The 18,059-nt window shown below is 66.7% G+C and carries 16 protein-coding genes and 2 rRNA genes (1 of these 18 only partly in view); 9 read left to right on the forward strand and 9 right to left on the reverse strand.

Annotated elements, in window-relative coordinates:
- Both OYT95_RS31315 and rrf read left to right on the forward strand, forming a co-directional pair.
- A 23S ribosomal RNA gene (locus OYT95_RS31315) occupies nt 1-1,636 on the forward strand (it extends 1,499 nt beyond the left edge of the window).
- A gap of 132 nt (nt 1,637-1,768) precedes the next feature.
- Nucleotides 1,769-1,885: ribosomal RNA gene (gene rrf / locus OYT95_RS31320) — 5S ribosomal RNA — on the forward strand.
- Nucleotides 1,886-1,976: 91 nt separating this feature from the next.
- Here rrf and OYT95_RS31325 read toward each other — a convergent pair.
- The gene (locus OYT95_RS31325; protein ID WP_268789992.1) at nt 1,977-3,587 is read right to left on the reverse strand and encodes a PucR family transcriptional regulator; all 1,611 of its coding nucleotides are present in this window, start codon (nt 3,585-3,587) and stop codon (nt 1,977-1,979) included.
- A gap of 140 nt (nt 3,588-3,727) precedes the next feature.
- Here OYT95_RS31325 and OYT95_RS31330 point away from each other — a divergent pair, with 140 nt between their 5' ends.
- The gene (locus OYT95_RS31330; RefSeq protein ID WP_009474161.1) at nt 3,728-4,102 is read left to right on the forward strand and encodes a UBP-type zinc finger domain-containing protein; all 375 of its coding nucleotides are present in this window, start codon (nt 3,728-3,730) and stop codon (nt 4,100-4,102) included.
- Here the strand turns inward: OYT95_RS31330 and OYT95_RS31335 are convergent.
- The 3 genes from OYT95_RS31335 to OYT95_RS31345 are packed head-to-tail and all read right to left on the reverse strand — an operon-like array spanning nt 4,068 to nt 7,642.
- Nucleotides 4,068-4,412 (reverse strand): hypothetical protein, encoded by a 345-nt coding sequence (locus OYT95_RS31335; protein ID WP_268789993.1) that lies wholly within the window; start codon nt 4,410-4,412, stop codon nt 4,068-4,070. The two genes, OYT95_RS31330 and OYT95_RS31335, sit on opposite strands and share 35 nt — an antisense overlap.
- 12 nt (nt 4,413-4,424) lie before the next feature.
- A complete protein-coding gene (locus OYT95_RS31340; RefSeq protein ID WP_268789994.1) occupies nt 4,425-4,841 on the reverse strand; it encodes an SWIM zinc finger family protein in 417 nt (138 codons plus the stop codon).
- Nucleotides 4,838-7,642 (reverse strand): DEAD/DEAH box helicase, encoded by a 2,805-nt coding sequence (locus tag OYT95_RS31345; protein WP_268789995.1) that lies wholly within the window; start codon nt 7,640-7,642, stop codon nt 4,838-4,840. The genes OYT95_RS31340 and OYT95_RS31345 overlap by 4 nt, the downstream gene beginning before the upstream one ends.
- Before the next feature lie 89 nt (nt 7,643-7,731).
- Here OYT95_RS31345 and OYT95_RS31350 point away from each other — a divergent pair, with 89 nt between their 5' ends.
- Complete coding sequence (locus tag OYT95_RS31350) at nt 7,732-8,514, forward strand: TetR/AcrR family transcriptional regulator (protein WP_268789996.1); 783 nt, start codon at nt 7,732-7,734, stop codon at nt 8,512-8,514.
- On the opposite strand, the gene OYT95_RS31355 is transcribed toward OYT95_RS31350, so the two are convergent.
- Nucleotides 8,461-10,062 carry an adenylate/guanylate cyclase domain-containing protein gene (locus OYT95_RS31355; protein ID WP_128641833.1) on the reverse strand — a complete coding sequence of 534 codons (1,602 nt, stop codon included), beginning with the start codon at nt 10,060-10,062 and terminating at the stop codon, nt 8,461-8,463. The genes OYT95_RS31350 and OYT95_RS31355 overlap by 54 nt on opposite strands.
- A gap of 36 nt (nt 10,063-10,098) precedes the next feature.
- Between OYT95_RS31355 and nucS the strand changes: the two genes are divergently transcribed.
- Both nucS and OYT95_RS31365 read left to right on the forward strand, forming a co-directional pair.
- Nucleotides 10,099-10,773 (forward strand): endonuclease NucS, encoded by a 675-nt coding sequence (gene nucS, locus OYT95_RS31360; protein ID WP_005248359.1) that lies wholly within the window; start codon nt 10,099-10,101, stop codon nt 10,771-10,773.
- A gap of 17 nt (nt 10,774-10,790) precedes the next feature.
- On the forward strand, nt 10,791-11,117 hold the full coding sequence (locus tag OYT95_RS31365) for an ATP/GTP-binding protein (protein WP_128641834.1): 327 nt from the start codon (nt 10,791-10,793) through the stop codon (nt 11,115-11,117).
- Here OYT95_RS31365 and OYT95_RS31370 read toward each other — a convergent pair.
- The gene (locus OYT95_RS31370) at nt 11,114-12,199 is read right to left on the reverse strand and encodes a hypothetical protein (protein ID WP_268789997.1); all 1,086 of its coding nucleotides are present in this window, start codon (nt 12,197-12,199) and stop codon (nt 11,114-11,116) included. The two genes, OYT95_RS31365 and OYT95_RS31370, sit on opposite strands and share 4 nt — an antisense overlap.
- A gap of 68 nt (nt 12,200-12,267) precedes the next feature.
- A complete protein-coding gene (mce, locus tag OYT95_RS31375; protein WP_268789998.1) occupies nt 12,268-12,741 on the reverse strand; it encodes a methylmalonyl-CoA epimerase in 474 nt (157 codons plus the stop codon).
- Nucleotides 12,742-12,835: 94 nt separating this feature from the next.
- On the opposite strand from mce, the gene OYT95_RS31380 reads away from it, so the two are divergent.
- The 3 genes from OYT95_RS31380 to OYT95_RS31390 all read left to right on the forward strand — a co-directional run bounded on the left by OYT95_RS31380 (nt 12,836) and on the right by OYT95_RS31390 (nt 15,501).
- On the forward strand, nt 12,836-14,029 hold the full coding sequence (locus OYT95_RS31380) for an acetyl-CoA C-acetyltransferase (RefSeq protein WP_268789999.1): 1,194 nt from the start codon (nt 12,836-12,838) through the stop codon (nt 14,027-14,029).
- A 67-nt stretch (nt 14,030-14,096) separates the two neighbouring features.
- Nucleotides 14,097-14,468 (forward strand): DUF3817 domain-containing protein, encoded by a 372-nt coding sequence (locus tag OYT95_RS31385; RefSeq protein WP_037236477.1) that lies wholly within the window; start codon nt 14,097-14,099, stop codon nt 14,466-14,468.
- 118 nt (nt 14,469-14,586) lie between these two features.
- Entirely contained in the window at nt 14,587-15,501 is a 915-nt protein-coding gene (locus OYT95_RS31390; RefSeq protein ID WP_268790000.1) for a tetratricopeptide repeat protein, read from the forward strand.
- A gap of 57 nt (nt 15,502-15,558) precedes the next feature.
- On the opposite strand, the gene OYT95_RS31395 is transcribed toward OYT95_RS31390, so the two are convergent.
- Together OYT95_RS31395 and dgoD are read right to left on the reverse strand one after the other, a co-directional pair.
- Complete coding sequence (locus OYT95_RS31395; RefSeq protein ID WP_268790001.1) at nt 15,559-16,872, reverse strand: MFS transporter; 1,314 nt, start codon at nt 16,870-16,872, stop codon at nt 15,559-15,561.
- Between the two features lie 5 nt (nt 16,873-16,877).
- Nucleotides 16,878-18,026, reverse strand: coding sequence for a galactonate dehydratase (gene dgoD / locus OYT95_RS31400; protein WP_268790002.1), 1,149 nt, complete (start codon nt 18,024-18,026; stop codon nt 16,878-16,880).
- Nucleotides 18,027-18,059: the final 33 nt, after the last annotated feature.

The following is an 18,059-nucleotide window of genomic DNA, read 5'->3' on the forward strand; positions in this document are numbered from 1 at the left end:
CAGGCGTAGCCGATGGACAACGGGTTGATATTCCCGTACCCGTGTGAACGCGCCCCTGGTGAATCAGTGATACTAACCATCCTGAAGCGTCCTTACGCCCCTTCGGGGGCCCTGGATGTGGATGCATGGGACCTGATCTGGTAGTAGCCAAGCGATGGGGTGACGCAGGAAGGTAGCTGAGCCAGTCAGTGGTAATACTGGTGTAAGCCTGTAGGGCGAATGGTAGGCAAATCCGCCATTCATTAAGCCTGAGAGGTGACGCATAGCCGAATGAGGCGAATTCAGTGATCCTATGCTGCCGAGAAAAGCCTCTAGCGAGCTTTCACACGGCCCGTACCCCAAACCGACACAGGTGGTCAGGTAGAGAATACTAAGGCGATCGAGATAACTATGGTTAAGGAACTCGGCAAAATGCCCCCGTAACTTCGGGAGAAGGGGGGCCTCGTCCGGTGATCACTCTTGCAGTGTGAGCTGGGTGGGGCCGCAGAGACCAGTGAGAAGCGACTGTTTACTAAAAACACAGGTCCGTGCGAAGTCGTAAGACGATGTATACGGACTGACGCCTGCCCGGTGCTGGAAGGTTAAGAGGACCGGTTAGCCACTTCGGTGGCGAAGCTGAGAATTTAAGCCCCAGTAAACGGCGGTGGTAACTATAACCATCCTAAGGTAGCGAAATTCCTTGTCGGGTAAGTTCCGACCTGCACGAATGGCGTAACGACTTCTCAGCTGTCTCAACCATAGACTCGGCGAAATTGCATTACGAGTAAAGATGCTCGTTACGCGCGGCAGGACGAAAAGACCCCGGGACCTTCACTACAGCTTGGTATTGGTGTTCGGTTCGGTTTGTGTAGGATAGGTGGGAGACTGTGAAGCGCTCACGCCAGTGAGTGTGGAGTCGTTGTTGAAATACCACTCTGATCGTATTGGACCTCTAACCTCGGACCATGATCTGGTTCAGGGACAGTGCCTGGTGGGTAGTTTAACTGGGGCGGTTGCCTCCCAAAATGTAACGGAGGCGCCCAAAGGTTCCCTCAGCCTGGTTGGCAATCAGGTGTCGAGTGCAAGTGCACAAGGGAGCTTGACTGTGAGACTGACAGGTCGAGCAGGGACGAAAGTCGGGACTAGTGATCCGGCACCGGCAAGTGGAAGCGGTGTCGCTCAACGGATAAAAGGTACCCCGGGGATAACAGGCTGATCTTCCCCAAGAGTCCATATCGACGGGATGGTTTGGCACCTCGATGTCGGCTCGTCGCATCCTGGGGCTGGAGTAGGTCCCAAGGGTTGGGCTGTTCGCCCATTAAAGCGGCACGCGAGCTGGGTTTAGAACGTCGTGAGACAGTTCGGTCTCTATCCGCCGCGCGCGTTAGAAACTTGAGGAAGGCTGTCCCTAGTACGAGAGGACCGGGACGGACGAACCTCTGGTGTGCCAGTTGTTCCACCAGGAGCACCGCTGGTTAGCTACGTTCGGAAGGGATAACCGCTGAAAGCATCTAAGCGGGAAGCCTGTTCCAAGATGAGGTTTCTCACCCCCTCGAGGGGGTAAGGCCCCCGGCAGACCACCGGGTTGATAGGCCAGAACTGGAAGTCCGGTAACGGATGCAGGTGACTGGTACTAATAGGCCGAGGACTTACCACAAAGAAGCTACGCGTCCACTGTGCAGTATCTGAAACAACACACACGTTTCAGAACAGAAGAAAGAAGAACACCACCAACAACACCGTTTGTTGTGTGTCTTCGCTGATGTTCCGTGTGACAGTTTCATAGAGTTACGGCGGCCATAGCGGAGGGGAAACGCCCGGTCCCATTCCGAACCCGGAAGCTAAGCCCTCCAGCGCCGATGGTACTGCACCCGACAGGGTGTGGGAGAGTAGGACACCGCCGAACATCCGTTACCGAAAGCCCCCCAACCTTGTTGGGGGGCTTTCGGCATTCCCGGACACTATCCGCGGCGACAACCGGTGCCGCACACACCCTTTCACCCCGACGCACCGCCGGCCAGGACCTGCAGTGCGCGGGACGCGAGATGAAGATTCAGGCGTGTGTCGACGCTGCGGAGATCACGCCCGGTCAGTTCGTGAATGCGGGACATCCGGTATCGCAGGGTGCTGCGATGGATTCTGAGTGCCTGCGCGGTCTCGTCGTACTTGCCACCGCATTCGAGGTATTGGGCCAGTGTGGCCGTCATCGTGCTGCGGTGTTCCCGGTCGTAGTCGAGCAGTGGGCCGAGCCATTCCTGCACGAATGCCTCGACGTCCCCGGTGCTGCTGTGCGAGTCGAGGATCCGGTACACGCCGAGTTCGTCGAACAGCGCCACGCCGCGGGGCGACAACGACTGCTTCCTGATCTCCAGCGCCCGAATCGCGTGGGTGTACGAGTCGGGTAGGCCACTGGGGGAGGGGCATTCGGATCCGACACCGATCACTCCGACCGCGGGGCCGAGCGACTTCTCCAGCGCCGTGAAGATGATGTTCACATCTGTCTTTGCGTCCATGACGGCGGCGAGGATCCCGGTTCGGTGTTCGTTGCCGTGGACGAGGAGGGCCGACGAATCGGTGGACGTCAGGTGGCGCCGCAAGGCTTCCGCGACGGACTCGACGGGCGTATCCGGCCCCCACTGCACCACCAGGACGCGTTGCGGGGTGTGCAGGTCGTAGCCGAGTGCGTCGGCCCGCGAGTAGGCGCTGGCGTCGTCGGCGCCGGCGAGCAGGTCGGCGCCCAGGTCGCGGCTGAGCCGCGCCTCCGTCTCGGCGAGTGATCTGCGGTGCGACATGTCGACGGCGAGCATCGTCGTGGCGAACTCGAGGGCAACCGTGTCGAGGTCGGTGGCCCGATGTTCCGGGTCCGACAGATACAGGACGCCGAGAAGGGTCTGGCCGGGCCGGACTATCTGCACGATCCGGTTGTCGTGCCGCAGCGGGCGGCCTTCCATCGCGGCACGGCGCAGGACGTCGACTCGGTTCCCGCCGCCGGTCTTGCGGTACCGCGGGGCCTTGTCCGGGCCGGCCCATACACGGAGGTTGCCGAAGGCGTCCTCGATCCCGACGGCGAGTCCGGTCACCTGGTGGAGTGTCTCGGCGACGGCGGTCTCGTCGGCACCGGTCGCGGCGAGACGCCCGAACGTGCTGTGGATCTTCGCTTCCTCCTCGAGCCGCGCGGCCCGCGCGCCGAGCGCCGTGATCTCGCCCGCGGCCTCGCGTAGTTGGCGTTCCTGTGTGGCCGCCCGGGAGCGAAGCGACGCGGCGCGCAGGGCCGACCCGGTGTGCTGAATCAGCAACTCGAGCAGCGTGGCCTGCACCGGGGTCGGCGGATAGTCGGCCCGCAGGGTGAGCGAGACCGGCCTCGACCACGAATCGTCGAGCAGCACACGGTGACGCCAGACGTCGTCGTCGTGGCGTTCGCCAGTCAGAGCCGACACGGGCTCCACCGTGAAGGGACCCAGTTCCGGGAGAGCTTCGACCAGCAGGGCGAGGATCTCGTCCCGATTTCCGCAGTCGTGCATGTGCGCGGTGACGGCCACGATCGCGGACAGGTTCGTCGCCCGCGGCGTGTGATCCACCCTCGGGTCTGGGGCTGCTTCCAGATCCATGGCTTGGAACTACCCCGTTTTCCGCCGTCGAAACCGGGACGCTGTCCGTTGAGGCCGGATTTCGGGCGATTCTTTCGTTCCGCCGTGACCATGTGGCGAGACGGATCAGCCGCCAATCTTGGTTACTGAGGGGTGGCACTATGACCCAATCCAATAATTGGCACGATCCCGATCTGAACATGATTCGCGATGTCGTCGCGCACACGTCGGACGGGTGCGAGGGCTGTCTCGCACTCGGTACCCGCTGGGAGCACCTGATGTTGTGCCTGACGTGCGGCTATGTCGGATGCAGTGACGGATCACCGATGCGGCACGCGCGACACCACGCCGAACGCAGCGGTCATCCGATCGTCCAGTCGCTCCATGCGGGGGACAACTGGCGCTGGTGCTTCGTGCACGACGCCCAGATCTGCACGCCGTATCCGGCGACCGGGGCCCGGGTGGTCGCACCGAGCCTGGTGCCCGGACCGTCGGACGACCTCAGACACGGTCTCCGTATCGCGAAATCGCAGTGACGATCGCAGACCAGACGGCGTCCGCCCGAACCTCGGGGGGAGCGTCGTCGAGCCAACCTGGGCGTACCGGGGTTCCGCGGGTATGCGGCGGCGCCGGAAGCGGTCCGGGAATCGCGGCGTAGGCGTCCGACGCCGACACCGGGGAGCACGAACGGTCGAACGAGGCATGGGACGTCTCCTCGTGCGAATCGTGCCTGATTTGCAGAATTTCCTGTCCCTCCCGCCCGCGCAGCAGGAAGAAGAGCAGCGGGTCGTCGTCGAGCAGCCACGCGGCCTGATACAGCACAGCGGCAGCGTGGCGGCACGGCACGTCCCACTCCTCTCAGGTGCATGTCGCGTCGGCGTCGAACATCGACGGCACGAGGGACACGTCGACGGCAGCGAGGTCGTCGTCGAGTTCGCGGGGAAGCGTCCCACCCGACAACTGGGCGACGTGACCGCTCCGCGACGCCAGGGTCGCGAGCACCTGGCCCCATTCGCGCTCGTCCAGTTGGTCCACCCGGATCCGCACGTGCAGGGTCTCCTCGCCCGTGTGCACGTCCGCGGAGACGAGCCCCGGCGCGAACGTGAGCGGCCCGACCAGTCCGCCACGTGCGTAGACGCGTCCGCCTTTCAGCGTGTTCGAGTCGAGCGCGGCCTGCTCGACATCGTCGACCCACCGCTGCGCCCACCAGGTTCTGCCGCGGGTGCGGCGACCCTTCTGCGCCGCAAAGCGGGGAAGCGTGACGGCGTCGGTCATACGTCACCTCCGAAGTCGTAGTCGGGGCTCAGAGCCACCAGCCGGGTGAGTTCACGGTCCGTCAGTTCGGTGAAGGCGTCGGCGCCCTGCGACAGAACCGAGTCGGCGAGCTGCCGCTTGGAGGCGAGCATGCAGGCGATGCGTTCCTCGATGGTTCCCGCGGTGACGAGCCGGTGCACGACGACCGGGTGGGTCTGCCCGATGCGGTAGGCGCGGTCGGTCGCCTGGTCTTCGACCGCCGGGTTCCACCACCGGTCGAAGTGGACGACGTGATCGGCCCGGGTGAGGTTCAACCCGGTGCCGGCGGCCTTGAGCGACAGGATCAGGACGGGGATGTCGCCGTTCTGGAAGCGTTCGACCAGCCCCTCCCGGGCGGGGACGGCGGTGCCTCCGTGCAGGAATTCGCAGTCCACCCCGCGCGCCGTCAGGTGCCGTCGCAGCAGCCGGCCCATCGTGGTGAAGTGGGTGAACACGAGTGAACGCCCGCCCTCGGACAGGTTGGTGTCGATCAACTCGTCGAGCAGACCGATCTTGTGGGAGCGGCCGGTGAGCGCGGCGTGCTCCTGGCCGAGGTACTGGGCGGGGTGATTGCAGATCTGCTTGAGCCCGGTCAGCAGCGACACGATGCTGCCGCGGCGCCCGATGCCGTCGCTCTTCTCGATCTGCTCCATGGCCTCGCGCACCAGGGCCTCGTACATTCCCGCCTGTTCCGGAGTGAGCGTGACGTCCAGGTCGATCTCGGTCTTCGGCGGAAGTTCGGGGGCGATCCCCGGATCCGACTTCGTGCGCCGGAGGACGAACGGCGCGATCAACGCCGCCAACTCCGCCGCGCGGTCGGTTCCGTCCTCGGCGGCCGAGCCGTCGTAGCGGCGCCGGAACTGCGCGTATGTGCCGAGGAGACCCGGTGTGACACCGTCGAGGATCGACCAGAGATCGCTGAGCCTGTTCTCCACCGGTGTTCCCGTGAGTGCGACGCGGGCCTGACCCGGAATCGTCCGCAGCGCCCGGGTGACGGACGCGGAGCGGTTTTTCAGGTGTTGCGCCTCGTCCGCGACGACCAGACCCCATGCCGTCCGGGCGAGCACGTCGCAGTCGAGCCGCATCGTCGCGTACGTGGTGAGGACGACGGTGTCGCTGCCGCGCGCTACGGTCTCAGCGGGTGGACACCGCTTCGGCCCGTGGTGGACGAGAACAGCGGTGCCCGGTGCGAAGCGTTCGATCTCCCGTCGCCAGTTCCCGAGCAGGGACGCGGGACAGACCACCAGTGTGGGTCCTGCCGTCTCCGGCGCCTGCTGGCGGTGCAGGTGAAGTGCGATGAGTGTCAACGTTTTTCCCAGGCCCATGTCGTCGGCGAGGCAGGCGCCCAGGCCCCGTGACGTGAGCCCGGCGAGCCAGCGGAATCCGGTCAGCTGGTAGTCCCGCAACTGTGCGCGCAGGGCTGCGGGGACCGGCACGGCCTCCGGATCCTGGGCGGACAGCTCCCGCGCCATTGCCGCGGCCGCCCCGTAGGAGTCGACGCGGACGTCCTCCTCGCCGCGCCGGGCCCGGCGGGTCAGCGACGCCCGCAGGGCCTCGACGGACGTCATCGTTCCGGTGCGTCGCTGGAGGGTCTTTCGTATCAACACCGAGTCCGCGACGACGTATCGGTTGCGGAGTTTCACGACGGCGCGCTCCGCCGACACGAGCTCTTCCATCTCCTCCCGCGTCAGTACGTCGTCACCCATCGCGACACGCCAGTCGAAGTCGAACGCGTGGTCGCCGCCGAAATCGGCTGCGCCCTCGCGGGACCCGGGTTCACCGAGGATCATTCGGGTCGAGGTGCGCGCGACCAGTTCGCGCGGCCAATGGATCTCGACTCCTCGTTCGCGTAGTCGACGGCCGGCGTCCCCGGCGAGGGAGGTCAGGTCGTCGTCCTCGAGCCGGATGCGGTGCGGCGCCTCAGCCCGCAGCAGGTCTTCGAGTGGAGCCCAGTCCTGGGCGGCGCGGCGGAGGGCGTCGAGAACCTCGATCCGCGGGTCGGAGGCGAACGCGGACTCGGCGAGCGTCGGATGCCGCCACAGGTCGACGGCGTCGCAGACCACCCCGGGCCGCGCGACACCGTGCACCTGGACCGTGGCGTCGAACTCGCTGTCCGAGAGGTCCACCGCGCCGGGATCGACGGGGTCGATCCGCAACGACAACGCGATCACGTCGGGTGCCAGGGCGTCCGCCCATGCCCGGAGTTCGGGGGAGGTCTCGGCGTTCCATCCCAGGTAGGGGCCGGCGTCGGCGGCCGGCGACTCGAGTCGCGGGATCGTATCGACGACGGAGGTGAGGAAGTCGCGCAGCACGTCCACCGCGGCGGGGAGGCGAACGTCGGCGGCGGACGGATCCCCGAGCGGAATCGCGCGAGCTTCCGGCGGGAGCGCGGCGGCCAGCAAGCGCAGATGCGACTCGTCCTCGGTGTCGAGGGCGCCGAGCCGCCAGATGTCGCGGCCACTCGGCGCAACCGCGGGAAGGACCTTGCCCGCCGCGACGTATCCGAGAGCGGTGCGAGTGCAGGCAGCCCAGAACGCGACCGATCGGTGCGTCGTGTCGCCGGGTGACAGAGCCAGCAGCATCGGCACCAGGTCGGCGAGGGAAACGCTGTGCGTCGGAACGCTTTCCACGGTGTTCCCGGTTGCGATCCAGGTGCGGGTACGGGCGCCCGGTGGCGGCGGCTCGTCCGGGGAATCGCTCCAGAACACCAGGTGGGAGTCGCGGGGAGGATCGGCGGGCGCGAAGGTGGCCGCACAGGTGGCGAGGATGGGCTCTGCTGTCACTACTGCGCCTTTCGCCTGGTTTATGGTACGCCGTACGTCAACGGGGCGGCGGGCGGAATTGTTCCCGGGCGCCGTGGGAAGATCTCGGCATGGGTAGAAGCGCGACACCGGACGGCGACCCCGCTCGCACCATGGAGTTGCTGTGGGGTGGCGGCAGCACGCCGATATCGCGTCCCCGCAACGGCAAGCCGGGCCTGACGCTCGACCGGATCGTCGAGGCGGCCACCTCGGTCGCGGATGCGGAAGGGCTCGACGCCGTCTCGATGCGCCGGCTGGCAGCCGAGCTCGGCGCAGGCGCGATGTCGCTGTACACGCACGTTCCCGGAAAGACCGAACTGGTGGAGGTGATGCTCGATCGCGCGTTGTCCACCCTCGAACCGGCCGACGACACCGGCGCGGGGTGGCGGGAGCGTCTCGCGGCCGCCGCACACGACTACTTCCAACTGCTGTGCGCGCACCCGTGGATGCTCGGCGTGGTCGCGCTGAGCCGGCCGGTTCTCGGGCCAGGCGGGATGGCCAAATACGAACGGGAACTGCGCGCGGTCGAAGGGCTCGGACTGTCGGACCTCGACATGGACTCCGTCGTCACGCTCCTCGACAGTTTCGTCGCGGGCGCCGCGCGGGCCGCGGTGGACGCGGCCGCGCTCGCCGCCCAGGGTGAGGCCGACAGTGAATGGTGGCAGAGCATCGCTCCGCACTTCGAGAAGGTCTTCGACCCCGACCAGTTCCCGCTGGCCGCCCGGGTAGGAGCCTCGGCAGGAGAACACCACAACGCCGCGTTCGCCCCCGCCCACGCTTTCGAGTTCGGGCTCGCCCGGCTACTCGACGGAGTCGGCGCCCTCATCGTCGACGGCGGAACCGGCGGGGATTAGTTCGGCGGGAACGGCCAGAGTGGTCGGTTCGAGGCGTCCGCGCAGGGTGACGGTGTCGGTGAGTTGCCATTGCTTGCGCTCGTCCTCGGATGCCGCGTCGATCGCACGCTCGGACGCGACGACGTGTCCGGACACATTCTTGGCGAGCTCGGACAACCGCGCAGCCTCGTTCACCGGATCGCCGATCACCGTGTACTCGAAACGTTCGTCGGCGCCGATGTTTCCGGCCACGGCGCGACCCGCCGCCACACCGATCCCCGCATCGCACTCCGATACCTCGTCGGTGAGCCGTTGGCGAAGGGCACGAGCGGCGGAGAGGGCCGCTCCCGCATGGTCGTCGAGTGCTACGGGTGCCCCGAAGATGGCCAGCGCGGCGTCGCCCTCGAACTTGTTGACGAACCCGCCTCGCCTGTCGACCTCGTCGACGACCACGTTGAAAAACCGGTTGAGCAGGTCCACGACCTCCGCAGGCGACCGGGTGGCCGCGATCGTGGTGGATCCGATGATGTCGACGAACAGGACCGCCACGTCACGTTCCTCCCCGCCGAGTTCGGGATTGTGCCGGAGAGCCTGGGACGCCACGTCCTGTCCGACGTGACGTCCGAACAGGTCGCGGATCCGCTCACGTTCGCGGAGTCCCTCGGCCATCCGGTTGAACCCGGTCTGCAGCGCGCCGAGTTCGGTGCCGTCGTATACGACGACCTCCGCGTCGAGATCGCCCTCCGCCACCTTCGCCATGCCCAGCGACACCGAGCGGATGGGTGCCTCGGTGGCGCGCACACTGATCACGACCAGCAGCAGGCCGAACAGCAGGATCACACCGCCCAGCGCGAGGATCGAGACCGCGAGGCTGGTCGGGCTCGCCGGCCGGATGAAACTGAAGATCGCGATGAGCATCAGACCGAGCACGGGAACACCCGTCCCGAGGATCCAGGCCAGTGCGGTGCGGCCGGTGATGCCGAGGGTTCTGCGGGGTCGCGGTCCGTCCGATCCCAGTGCCCGGGCGGCGATGGGGCGCAGCGCGAACTCGGTCAGCAGATAGCAGAACGCGGAGACGGTGATCCCGGCCAGCGCGATCGTGAACGCGACCTTCGGAATGGTCTGGGGATCGATGATGCCGTACAGCGTCGTGAAGAACACCAGCCCGATGCCCCACAACGCCGCCTGGACACGTGTCAGACGCCACGGTGCGCGAAACGCCGCCGACCGGTCGTGGTCCGTGGGCGCGTCGTCCTCCGTCGCCCACCGGAGATCCGACACCAGTCGCTTGGTGCCCCAGGTCACGCCGATCAGGACCGCGCACAGCACGAACACGGGCACTGCGACGAAGTTGGCGATCGTGAACTCGCTCGACCACACACTCGGGCCGGGGACGACGACACTGACGAGAAGGCAGGTGATCACCGCGCCGACCAGGTTGGTGAACACCAGAGGGGCGGTCAGCAGCAGCTGGACACGGATGCGGCGCCTGCGGGGACTCTCGTCCGGTGATCCGAGCAACCACGACCCCAGCGGGGCGACGGATCGGCGAGGGCTGCGCATAGTCATTCGAGACTAGTCGGCACGATCCCTTAGGGTGGGCGGGTGCGCCTAGTGATTGCCCGATGCCGAGTCGACTACGTAGGCCGCTTGACGGCACATCTGCCCACCGCTCGTCGCCTGTTGTTGATCAAGGCCGACGGTTCCGTGAGCATCCACGCCGACGACCGCGCCTACAAGCCGCTGAACTGGATGAGCCCGCCCTGCTGGCTCGTCGAAGACACCGTGGAAGACGCCGAAGCGCTGTGGGTGGTGACCAACAAGGCCGGTGAGGAACTGCGGATCACCATCGAGGAGATCGAGCACGACTCCAGTCACGAACTCGGTGTCGATCCGGGGCTCGTCAAGGACGGTGTCGAGGCACACCTTCAGGAGTTGCTCGCCGAACACGTCGAAACGCTCGGCAGCGGTTACACGCTCGTCCGGCGCGAGTACATGACGGCCATCGGTCCCGTCGACCTGCTGTGCCGGAACGCCGACGGGGCTTCCGTCGCCGTGGAGATCAAGCGCCGCGGAGACATCGACGGTGTCGAGCAACTGACGCGGTACCTCGAACTGCTCAACCGGGATCCGCTGCTGGCGCCGGTGAGTGGTGTCTTCGCCGCCCAGCAGATCAAGCCGCAGGCCAAAACCCTTGCCACCGACCGCGGAATCCGGTGCCTCGTGCTCGACTACGAAGCGCTGCGCGGCACCGAGAGCACCGAGTTCCGGCTCTTCTGAGGCCTAGGCTGAAAACCGTGCCCCGTCGTAAACCGCAGCGGAAGAACACACGCCGCAGTGCGCCCCCGGACAACTCCGAGGGGTCGCTGTTCGGTAGTGCGCTGATGCGTCAGGAATCCGGGCCCGCCGGCTACGCGGACGAGAGCTTCGTCGTCCGCACGATCCCCGGGGCGCGGGCGACCAAGTCCTACCGGTGCCCCGGCTGCGATCACGACATCCGGCCGGGCGTCGCCCACCTCGTCACCTGGCCGGCCGACTACGGCGGCGCCGAGGACCGGCGGCACTGGCACACCGGGTGCTGGTCGGGACGCAGCACCCGGGGCCTCACGCGCAGGTGGTCCTAGCTTCCCGTCTTCACGGTCCGCTGATCCGCCTGCCGGTTCGCGGGGTTCTTCTCGACGGTGGACAGCACTGCAGTGTCCTCGTCCGAGTTGTCCGTCTCGTCCGCGGAGTTCTTTCCGGACTCGTTCTGCGCAGCCTTACGGTCTGCGGCAGCGCCGGACGCCGACTTGCTGTTCGTGTTCTCGTTCGAGCGCTTCTCGGAGTTCGATGCAGCGGTCTCGGGCTGCGCGTCCAGGAGTTCACTCTCCCGGTTGACCGACGCCAACATCGCCGGAACGGAATCGAGCTGTCCCCGAATTCCCAAGAGCTGCGCCAGGATCCGTCCGCGTAGTACGCGAAGTTCTTCCGCGAGTTCCTTGGCGTGGGCGATCTTGCGCTCCGACTGGTCGGTGGCCGCCTGCAACCTGCGCTCCGCCTCGTGCGTGGCGTCCGCGAGACGACGATGCGCCTCGGCCTTGCTGGTGGACTCGAGTTCGTTGACGGCCGTGATCGTCTTCTGACGGCGCTCGGACATCGCGAGGTCGAAGTCTTCCTGCACCTGCGACCGACGCAGTTCGGCCTCGGCGGCCAGGCGGTCGCGCTCGGCCTGAGCGGCCTCGACGATCTTCGCCGCCTCCGTGCGGGCCTTGGCCATCGTCTGCTCGTGCTGAATCTCGAGAGCACTGCGGCGGTCTTCGAGTTCCGCGACCAGCGACTCGTACTGGCCGCGGAGCTGCGCGCCCTCCTGCTCGGCGACGGAGATCATCTCGGCGGCATCGGCCTCGGCCTTCGCCCGCACCTCGGACGCCTCGTCCGACGCGAGCCGGAGCATGCGCGAGATGCGGTCGCTCATTCCCTCCGCGGTGGTCGGCGGAACGGACAGGCGGTCGACATCCTTGCGGAGATCGTCGATCTCGTCCCGCGCATCGTCGAGCTGCTTGGCGAGATCCCGCGCCTGCGCCGCCGCGGCGTCGCGGTCGGCGGCAGTGACGCGGAGCTCGGCGTCGAATCGCTCGAAGTAGTTGCGTACCTCGTCCCGGTCGAACCCCTTGCGCACGGTGGAGAAGGGAAGGGGGATCGAACCACGGTCCTGCTCGTTTACCATGGCCGCCAATCTACCTGGGCAAAGTAGAACTTGTCTCTGCGCCTGGTACCCGGCGGCCGGCCACAGCTCTAGTGGGTCGCCGACGGCTCGACGAGCTCGACGAGAACTCCGCCTGCATCCTTCGGGTGAACGAAGTTGATGCGCGAGTCGGCGGTTCCGCGGCGGGGTGCGTCGTACAGCAGCCGCACGCCGCGCTCGCGCAACTGGGCGGAGATGGCGTCGATATCCGTGACGCGGTACGCGAGCTGCTGGAGACCGGGACCGCTGCGATCGATGAACTTGGCGATGGTCGAGTTCTCGTTCAACGGTGCGAGAAGCTGCAGCGCGGTGCTGCCATCGGGGGAGCCGACGACGCTCAGCATCGCTTCGCGCACGCCCTGCTCCTCGTTCACCTCTTCGTGCGTCGACACCATGCCGAGGTGTTCGGAGTACCACGCGATGGCGGCGTCGAGGTCGGGAACGGCGATGCCGACGTGGTCGATGGCGGTCACCAGGTCCGAGGACAGCGGTGACGTGGTCTGGGTGGGGGAGGACTGTGTCATGGTCCCGACGTTAGCGCTACCGTTTCGGTAGTTCTCGTCGGGATGTGACTTCCGTCGCCCCGCACCTGTCTACTCGTCTCACGCGGAGGAAATCGTGACCAGTTCTGTGATCGTCGCCGGAGCCCGGACCCCGATGGGTCGGTTGCTGGGTTCGTTGAAGGATGTGTCGGGTTCGGATCTGGGTGGGGTGGCGATCCGGGGTGCGTTGGAGAAGGCGGGCGTCGCTCCCGAGCAGGTCGAGTACGTGATCATGGGTCAGGTGCTCACGGCGGGCGCAGGTCAGATCCCGGCGCGGCAGGCCGCGGTGGCCGCGGGGATCGGGATGGATGTGCCGGCGTTGACCATCAACAAGGTGTGTCTGTCCGGGATCGACGCGATCGCGTTGGCGGATCAGCTGATCCGGGCCGGCGAGTTCGAGGTGGTGGTGGCAGGCGGTCAGGAGTCGATGTCGCGCGCCCCGCACCTGCTGGAGAAGTCGCGGGAGGGTTTCAAGTACGGCGACGTCACGATGCGCGACCACATGGCCTTCGACGGGTTGTACGACATCTTCACCGATCAGGCGATGGGGAGCCTGACCGAGGCGAAGAACGCGGAGGACGGGCAGCGGATCAGCCGCGAGGAGCAGGACACGTTCGCGGCGGCGTCGCATCAGAAGGCGGCGCGGGCCTGGAAGGACGGGGTGTTCGACGACGAGGTGGTGCCGGTGCCGGTGCCGCAGCGCAAGGGTGATCCCGTGCTGGTCGGCTCCGACGAGGGCGTGCGCGGCGATACGACGGTGGAATCCCTGGCCAGGCTGCGGCCGGCGTTCAGCAAGGACGGCACGGTGACGGCCGGGTCGGCGTCGCAGATCTCCGACGGTGCGGCCGCTGTCGTGGTGATGAGCAAGGCGAAGGCGCAGGAACTCGGGTTGTCGTGGATTGCGGAGATCGGCGCGCACGGGGTCGTGGCGGGTCCGGATTCGACGTTGCAGTCGCAGCCGGCGCGGGCCATCGCGAAGGCGTGCGCGAAGGAAGGGATCGAGCCGAAGGATCTGGATCTGGTGGAGATCAACGAGGCGTTCGCGGCGGTGGGGATCGCGTCGACGCGGGAGCTGGGGCTGGATCCCGAGATCGTGAACGTCAACGGCGGGGCGATCGCGATGGGGCATCCGCTGGGGATGTCCGGCGCGCGGATCGCGTTGCATCTGGCGCTGGAGTTGCGTCGTCGTGGTGGGGGTGTGGGCGCTGCGGCACTGTGCGGTGGTGGCGGTCAGGGCGACGCCCTGATCGTGCGCGTACCCAAGGCCTGAGACGACGACAGTCCGTAGTGGTGGTGTATCTCACACCACTACGGACTGTCGTAGATGGTCGGGCACAATGGTCGGCATGGCGAACGTCTTCGATCTCAGCACCACGGCCAAGCGCTTCCGATTTGTCGCAATTCTGGAGGCATTCACCTGGCTCGGCCTCCTCATCGGCATGGCCTTCAAGTACCTGCCCGCCGACGGCAACGAGATCGGCGTGAAGATCTTCGGGCCCATCCACGGCGGCGTCTTCGTCCTGTACCTGCTCATCTCGCTGTGGACCGCCCGCAAGCTGAGCTGGAATCTGGTCACCACCTTCTGGGCGCTCGTCGCCAGCGTCCCGCCGTTCGGCACCGTCGTGTTCGAGGTCTGGGCCGCCCGCGCCGGCCGGATGGCCGAGCTGTCCCGGTCGAGCGCCGTGAAGAGCGAACCGTCGCTCGTCTGATCCACTCGGCGGTAGGCACGGCCCGCATTCCGGTGCGCGCTCAAATCGTGACAAACTGGTGGACGTGACTCGACCAGGTTCTCGTCCGTCAGCGCGTTCCTCAGCAGTGGCCGCAGCCATGAGCGGAGCAGTCGATCTCTCCGCCCTCAAGGAGCGTGCGGCCGCTCCGCCTCCGCAGGCACCCACACCCTCCGGGGACGGTGCCGCCGCTCCGGCCGCCCCCGGCGGCACCGGACTCACACCCGTCATCGACGTGACCGAGGCGACGTTCGAGGCCGAGGTACTCGTCCGGTCCCAGCAGGTCCCGGTCGTCGTCGACCTGTGGGCCACCTGGTGCGAGCCGTGCAAACAACTCTCACCCCTGCTCGAGAAGCTGGCACACGAGGCCGGCGGCACCTGGGTGCTCGCCAAGGTCGACGTCGACGCCAACCCGCGCATCGCGCAGGCCTTCGGCGTCCAATCCGTTCCGACCGTGGTCGCCATCGCCGGCGGACAGCCGCTCGCCGACTTCCAGGGCGCACAGCCCGAACCGCAACTGCGTCAATGGCTCGCCGCCGTCCAGCAGGCAACCGCCGGAAAGCTGTCCGGACCGCCGGCCGGCGCCGAGGACGAGCCCGAGCCGGAGGACCCGCGCTTCGTCGCGGCCGAGGCGGCGCTCGACGAAGGCGACCTGTCGGCAGCCGAAGCCGAGTTCCAGAAGATCCTCGACGAGGAACCGGCCAACGCCGAGGCGCAGGGCGCGATCCGTCAGGTGCGTTTCCTCGCCCGCGTGCAGTCCGTCGATCCCGGTGCCGTCGCCGCGGCGGACGCCGCCCCGAACGACATCGACGCCCAGCTGCAGGCCGCGGACGTCGAGCTCTACTCCCAGGCCCCCGACGCGGCGTTCGCCCGTCTCATCGGTGTCGTCGCCCGCAGCGCCGGCGACGACAAGACGCGGGTACGGACTCGTCTGCTGGAACTGTTCGAACTGTTCGACCCGGCCGAGCCGGTTGTCATGACCGCGCGCCGGAAACTCGCCGCCGCACTGTACTGACGAGGAACCGGGGTGAGTGCTGTCGGCACTCACCCCGGTCACCCCGCTCGCCGGCGGTCAGCTCCGAACGCGCTCCACCCGTCCGACCAGGAGGACGTAGGACGCGATCCCGACCGCGGTCACCACGGTCATGTAGACGAATCCCGGCGCGAAGCTGTCGTCGGTGACGAGCAACCCGATCACGATGGGTGTCGCGATCGACGACAGGTTGCCGATGAAGTTGAACATGCCACCGGTGAGCCCCAGCAGGCGCTCCGGTGCGAGTGCCGACACCAGCGACCACGTGATCGACGCGAGTCCGTTGCCGAAGAACGCGATGGACAGGAACACGATCACCATCGCGGTCGAGTCTGTGAAGTTGGCGCCGATCATCGCGACGGTCAGCAACAGGCCCACGATGATCGGACCCTTGCGGGCGACTCCGAGAGACACTCCCTTGCGCAGCAGGAAATCGGAGAACACCCCGGAGAACAGCACGCCGACGAGTGCCGCGACGAACGGCAGCGAGGCGAGAAATCCGGATTTGATGTAATCCATGTCCCGGTACTCGACGAGGTACGTGGGGAACCAGGTGAGGAAGAACCACAGCGTCGACGTGAGGCAGAACTGCCCCAGGTAGATTCCCCACAGCTTGCGCCGGCCGAGGACGGTGGCGACATCGTTCCGGGTCACCGCCGGACGTTCGGGTTGCTGCTCGTCCACGAGGTCGACGAGTCCGCCGCCGTCGCGGATCAGGTCGATCTCGGCGTCGTTCGCCCGCGAGTCGCGTGGCTCCCGGTAGAACGCGTACCACACGGAACCCCAGATCGCTCCGATCGTTCCGGTCACGATGAAGACCCAGTGCCAGGACAGCACCGACTGCAGCCAGGACAGGAAGGGAGTGAGCAGGGCAAGTCCGATGAACTGTCCGGACGTGTAGAAGCCGATCACCGTCGCACGTTCACGCTCGGGGTACCAGGCCGTCGCGACCCGGTTGTTGATCAGATACGCGGGCGCCTCGAACACGCCGACCAGCAGGCGCAACGCGATGAGCGCCACGAAGCCGCCGATGACCCCCATGAACGCGGTCGCGACCGACCACAGGATGAGGCACGCGGGGTAGAGCAGTCTCGGGGGAATCCGGTCGACCAGCCAGCCACCGGGAATCTGCAGCGCCGCATACGTCCAGCCGAACGCCGACAGCAGAAGTCCCTGCTGCGCCTTGGAGAGATCCATTTCGTCCGCGATCGCGGGCATCGCGATCGACAGGTTTGCCCGGTCCATGTAGTTGATGACGACGGTCACGAACAGCATCACCGCGATGAGAACGCGCGCCTTCGACGCGTGCGCCGCGACCGAAGTGGACTTGCCGATCTTCTGGGTCTGCACCATTGCCCTCACCACTCCGCAAAGGATCCGTCGCTGTGGCGCCAGACCGGGTTTCGCCAGCGATGTCCTTCGGCGGCCCGCTCGATGACGTACTCCTCGTTCACCTCGATGCCCAGTCCTGGACCGGTGGGGATCCGGACCTGGCCGTCCGCATAGGTGATCACGGACGGGTCGACGAGATAGTCGAGGAGATCGTTCGACGTGTTGTAGTGGATGCCGAGGCTCTGTTCCTGGATCGTCGCGTTGTAACAGCCCGCGTCGATCTGCAGGCACGTGGCCAGGGCGATCGGTCCGAGGGGGCAGTGCAGAGCGAGTGCCACGTCGTACGCCTCGGCCATGTGCGCGATCTTCCGGGCCTCGGTGATGCCGCCGCAGTGCGACGGATCGGGCTGGATGATGTCCACCGCCCCGGACGCGAGGACGGTTTTGAAATCCCAACGGGAGAACAATCTCTCACCCAGCGCGATCGGGATCGGCGACTGTCGCAGCACGTCGACGAAACCGTCGACGTGCTCGGACAGGACCGGTTCCTCCACGAACATCAGCCGGAACGGTTCGAGTTCCTTCAGCAGCACCTTGGCCATCGGCTTGTGCACCCGGCCGTGGAAATCGACGCCGATACCGATGTTCGGGCCCACCGCGTCCCGCACCGCGGCGACATTCGCGAGGCACTGGTCCACCTTGTCCCAGGAGTCCAGGTACTGCAGTTCCTCCGTGCCGTTCATCTTCACGGCGGTGAACCCCCGGTCGACCACCTCACGCGCCGCCTTCGCGGTGTCCGAGGGTCGGTCGCCGCCGATCCAGGAATAGACCTTGATCCGGTCCCGGACGCGGCCGCCGAGAAGCTCGTACGCCGGCACGCCGAGGGCCTTGCCCTTGATGTCCCACAGGGCCTGGTCGATGCCGGCCAGTGCACTCATGTGGATGCCGCCGCCGCGGTAGAAACCCGAGCGGTACATGACCGTCCACAGGTCTTCGATCTGCGTCGGATCCTGGCCGATCAGGTAGTCGGACAGTTCCTCCACAGCGGCGGCGACGGACGCGGCCCGGCCTTCGAGCACCGGTTCGCCCCAGCCGACCACGCCGTCGTCCGTCTCGATCCGCAGGAACAGCCACCTGGGGGGAACGGCGTACGTGGTGAGTGACGTGATCTTCATGGAGTCCTCCTGTGCGGGGCTGTGGTGGTGGCC

Source organism: Rhodococcus sp. JS3073 (genome assembly GCF_026810085.1).
Lineage (GTDB): Bacteria > Actinomycetota > Actinomycetes > Mycobacteriales > Mycobacteriaceae > Rhodococcus_F > Rhodococcus_F wratislaviensis.

Excerpts from the sequence above, each read along its gene's own strand:
- OYT95_RS31355 (WP_128641833.1), bottom strand. The coding sequence starts at position 10,062 with ATGACTATGCGCAGCCCTCGCCGATCCGTCGCCCCGCTGGGGTCGTGG.
- OYT95_RS31370 (WP_268789997.1), bottom strand. The coding sequence starts at position 12,199 with ATGGTAAACGAGCAGGACCGTGGTTCGATCCCCCTTCCCTTCTCCACC.
- OYT95_RS31385 (WP_037236477.1), top strand. The coding sequence starts at position 14,097 with ATGGTCGGCATGGCGAACGTCTTCGATCTCAGCACCACGGCCAAGCGC.
- OYT95_RS31390 (WP_268790000.1), top strand. The coding sequence starts at position 14,587 with ATGAGCGGAGCAGTCGATCTCTCCGCCCTCAAGGAGCGTGCGGCCGCT.
- OYT95_RS31330 (WP_009474161.1), top strand. The coding sequence starts at position 3,728 with ATGACCCAATCCAATAATTGGCACGATCCCGATCTGAACATGATTCGC.
- mce (WP_268789998.1), bottom strand. The coding sequence starts at position 12,741 with ATGACACAGTCCTCCCCCACCCAGACCACGTCACCGCTGTCCTCGGAC.
- OYT95_RS31325 (WP_268789992.1), bottom strand. The coding sequence starts at position 3,587 with ATGGATCTGGAAGCAGCCCCAGACCCGAGGGTGGATCACACGCCGCGG.
- dgoD (WP_268790002.1), bottom strand. The coding sequence starts at position 18,026 with ATGAAGATCACGTCACTCACCACGTACGCCGTTCCCCCCAGGTGGCTG.
- OYT95_RS31350 (WP_268789996.1), top strand. The coding sequence starts at position 7,732 with ATGGGTAGAAGCGCGACACCGGACGGCGACCCCGCTCGCACCATGGAG.
- OYT95_RS31395 (WP_268790001.1), bottom strand. The coding sequence starts at position 16,872 with ATGGTGCAGACCCAGAAGATCGGCAAGTCCACTTCGGTCGCGGCGCAC.
- OYT95_RS31340 (WP_268789994.1), bottom strand. The coding sequence starts at position 4,841 with ATGACCGACGCCGTCACGCTTCCCCGCTTTGCGGCGCAGAAGGGTCGC.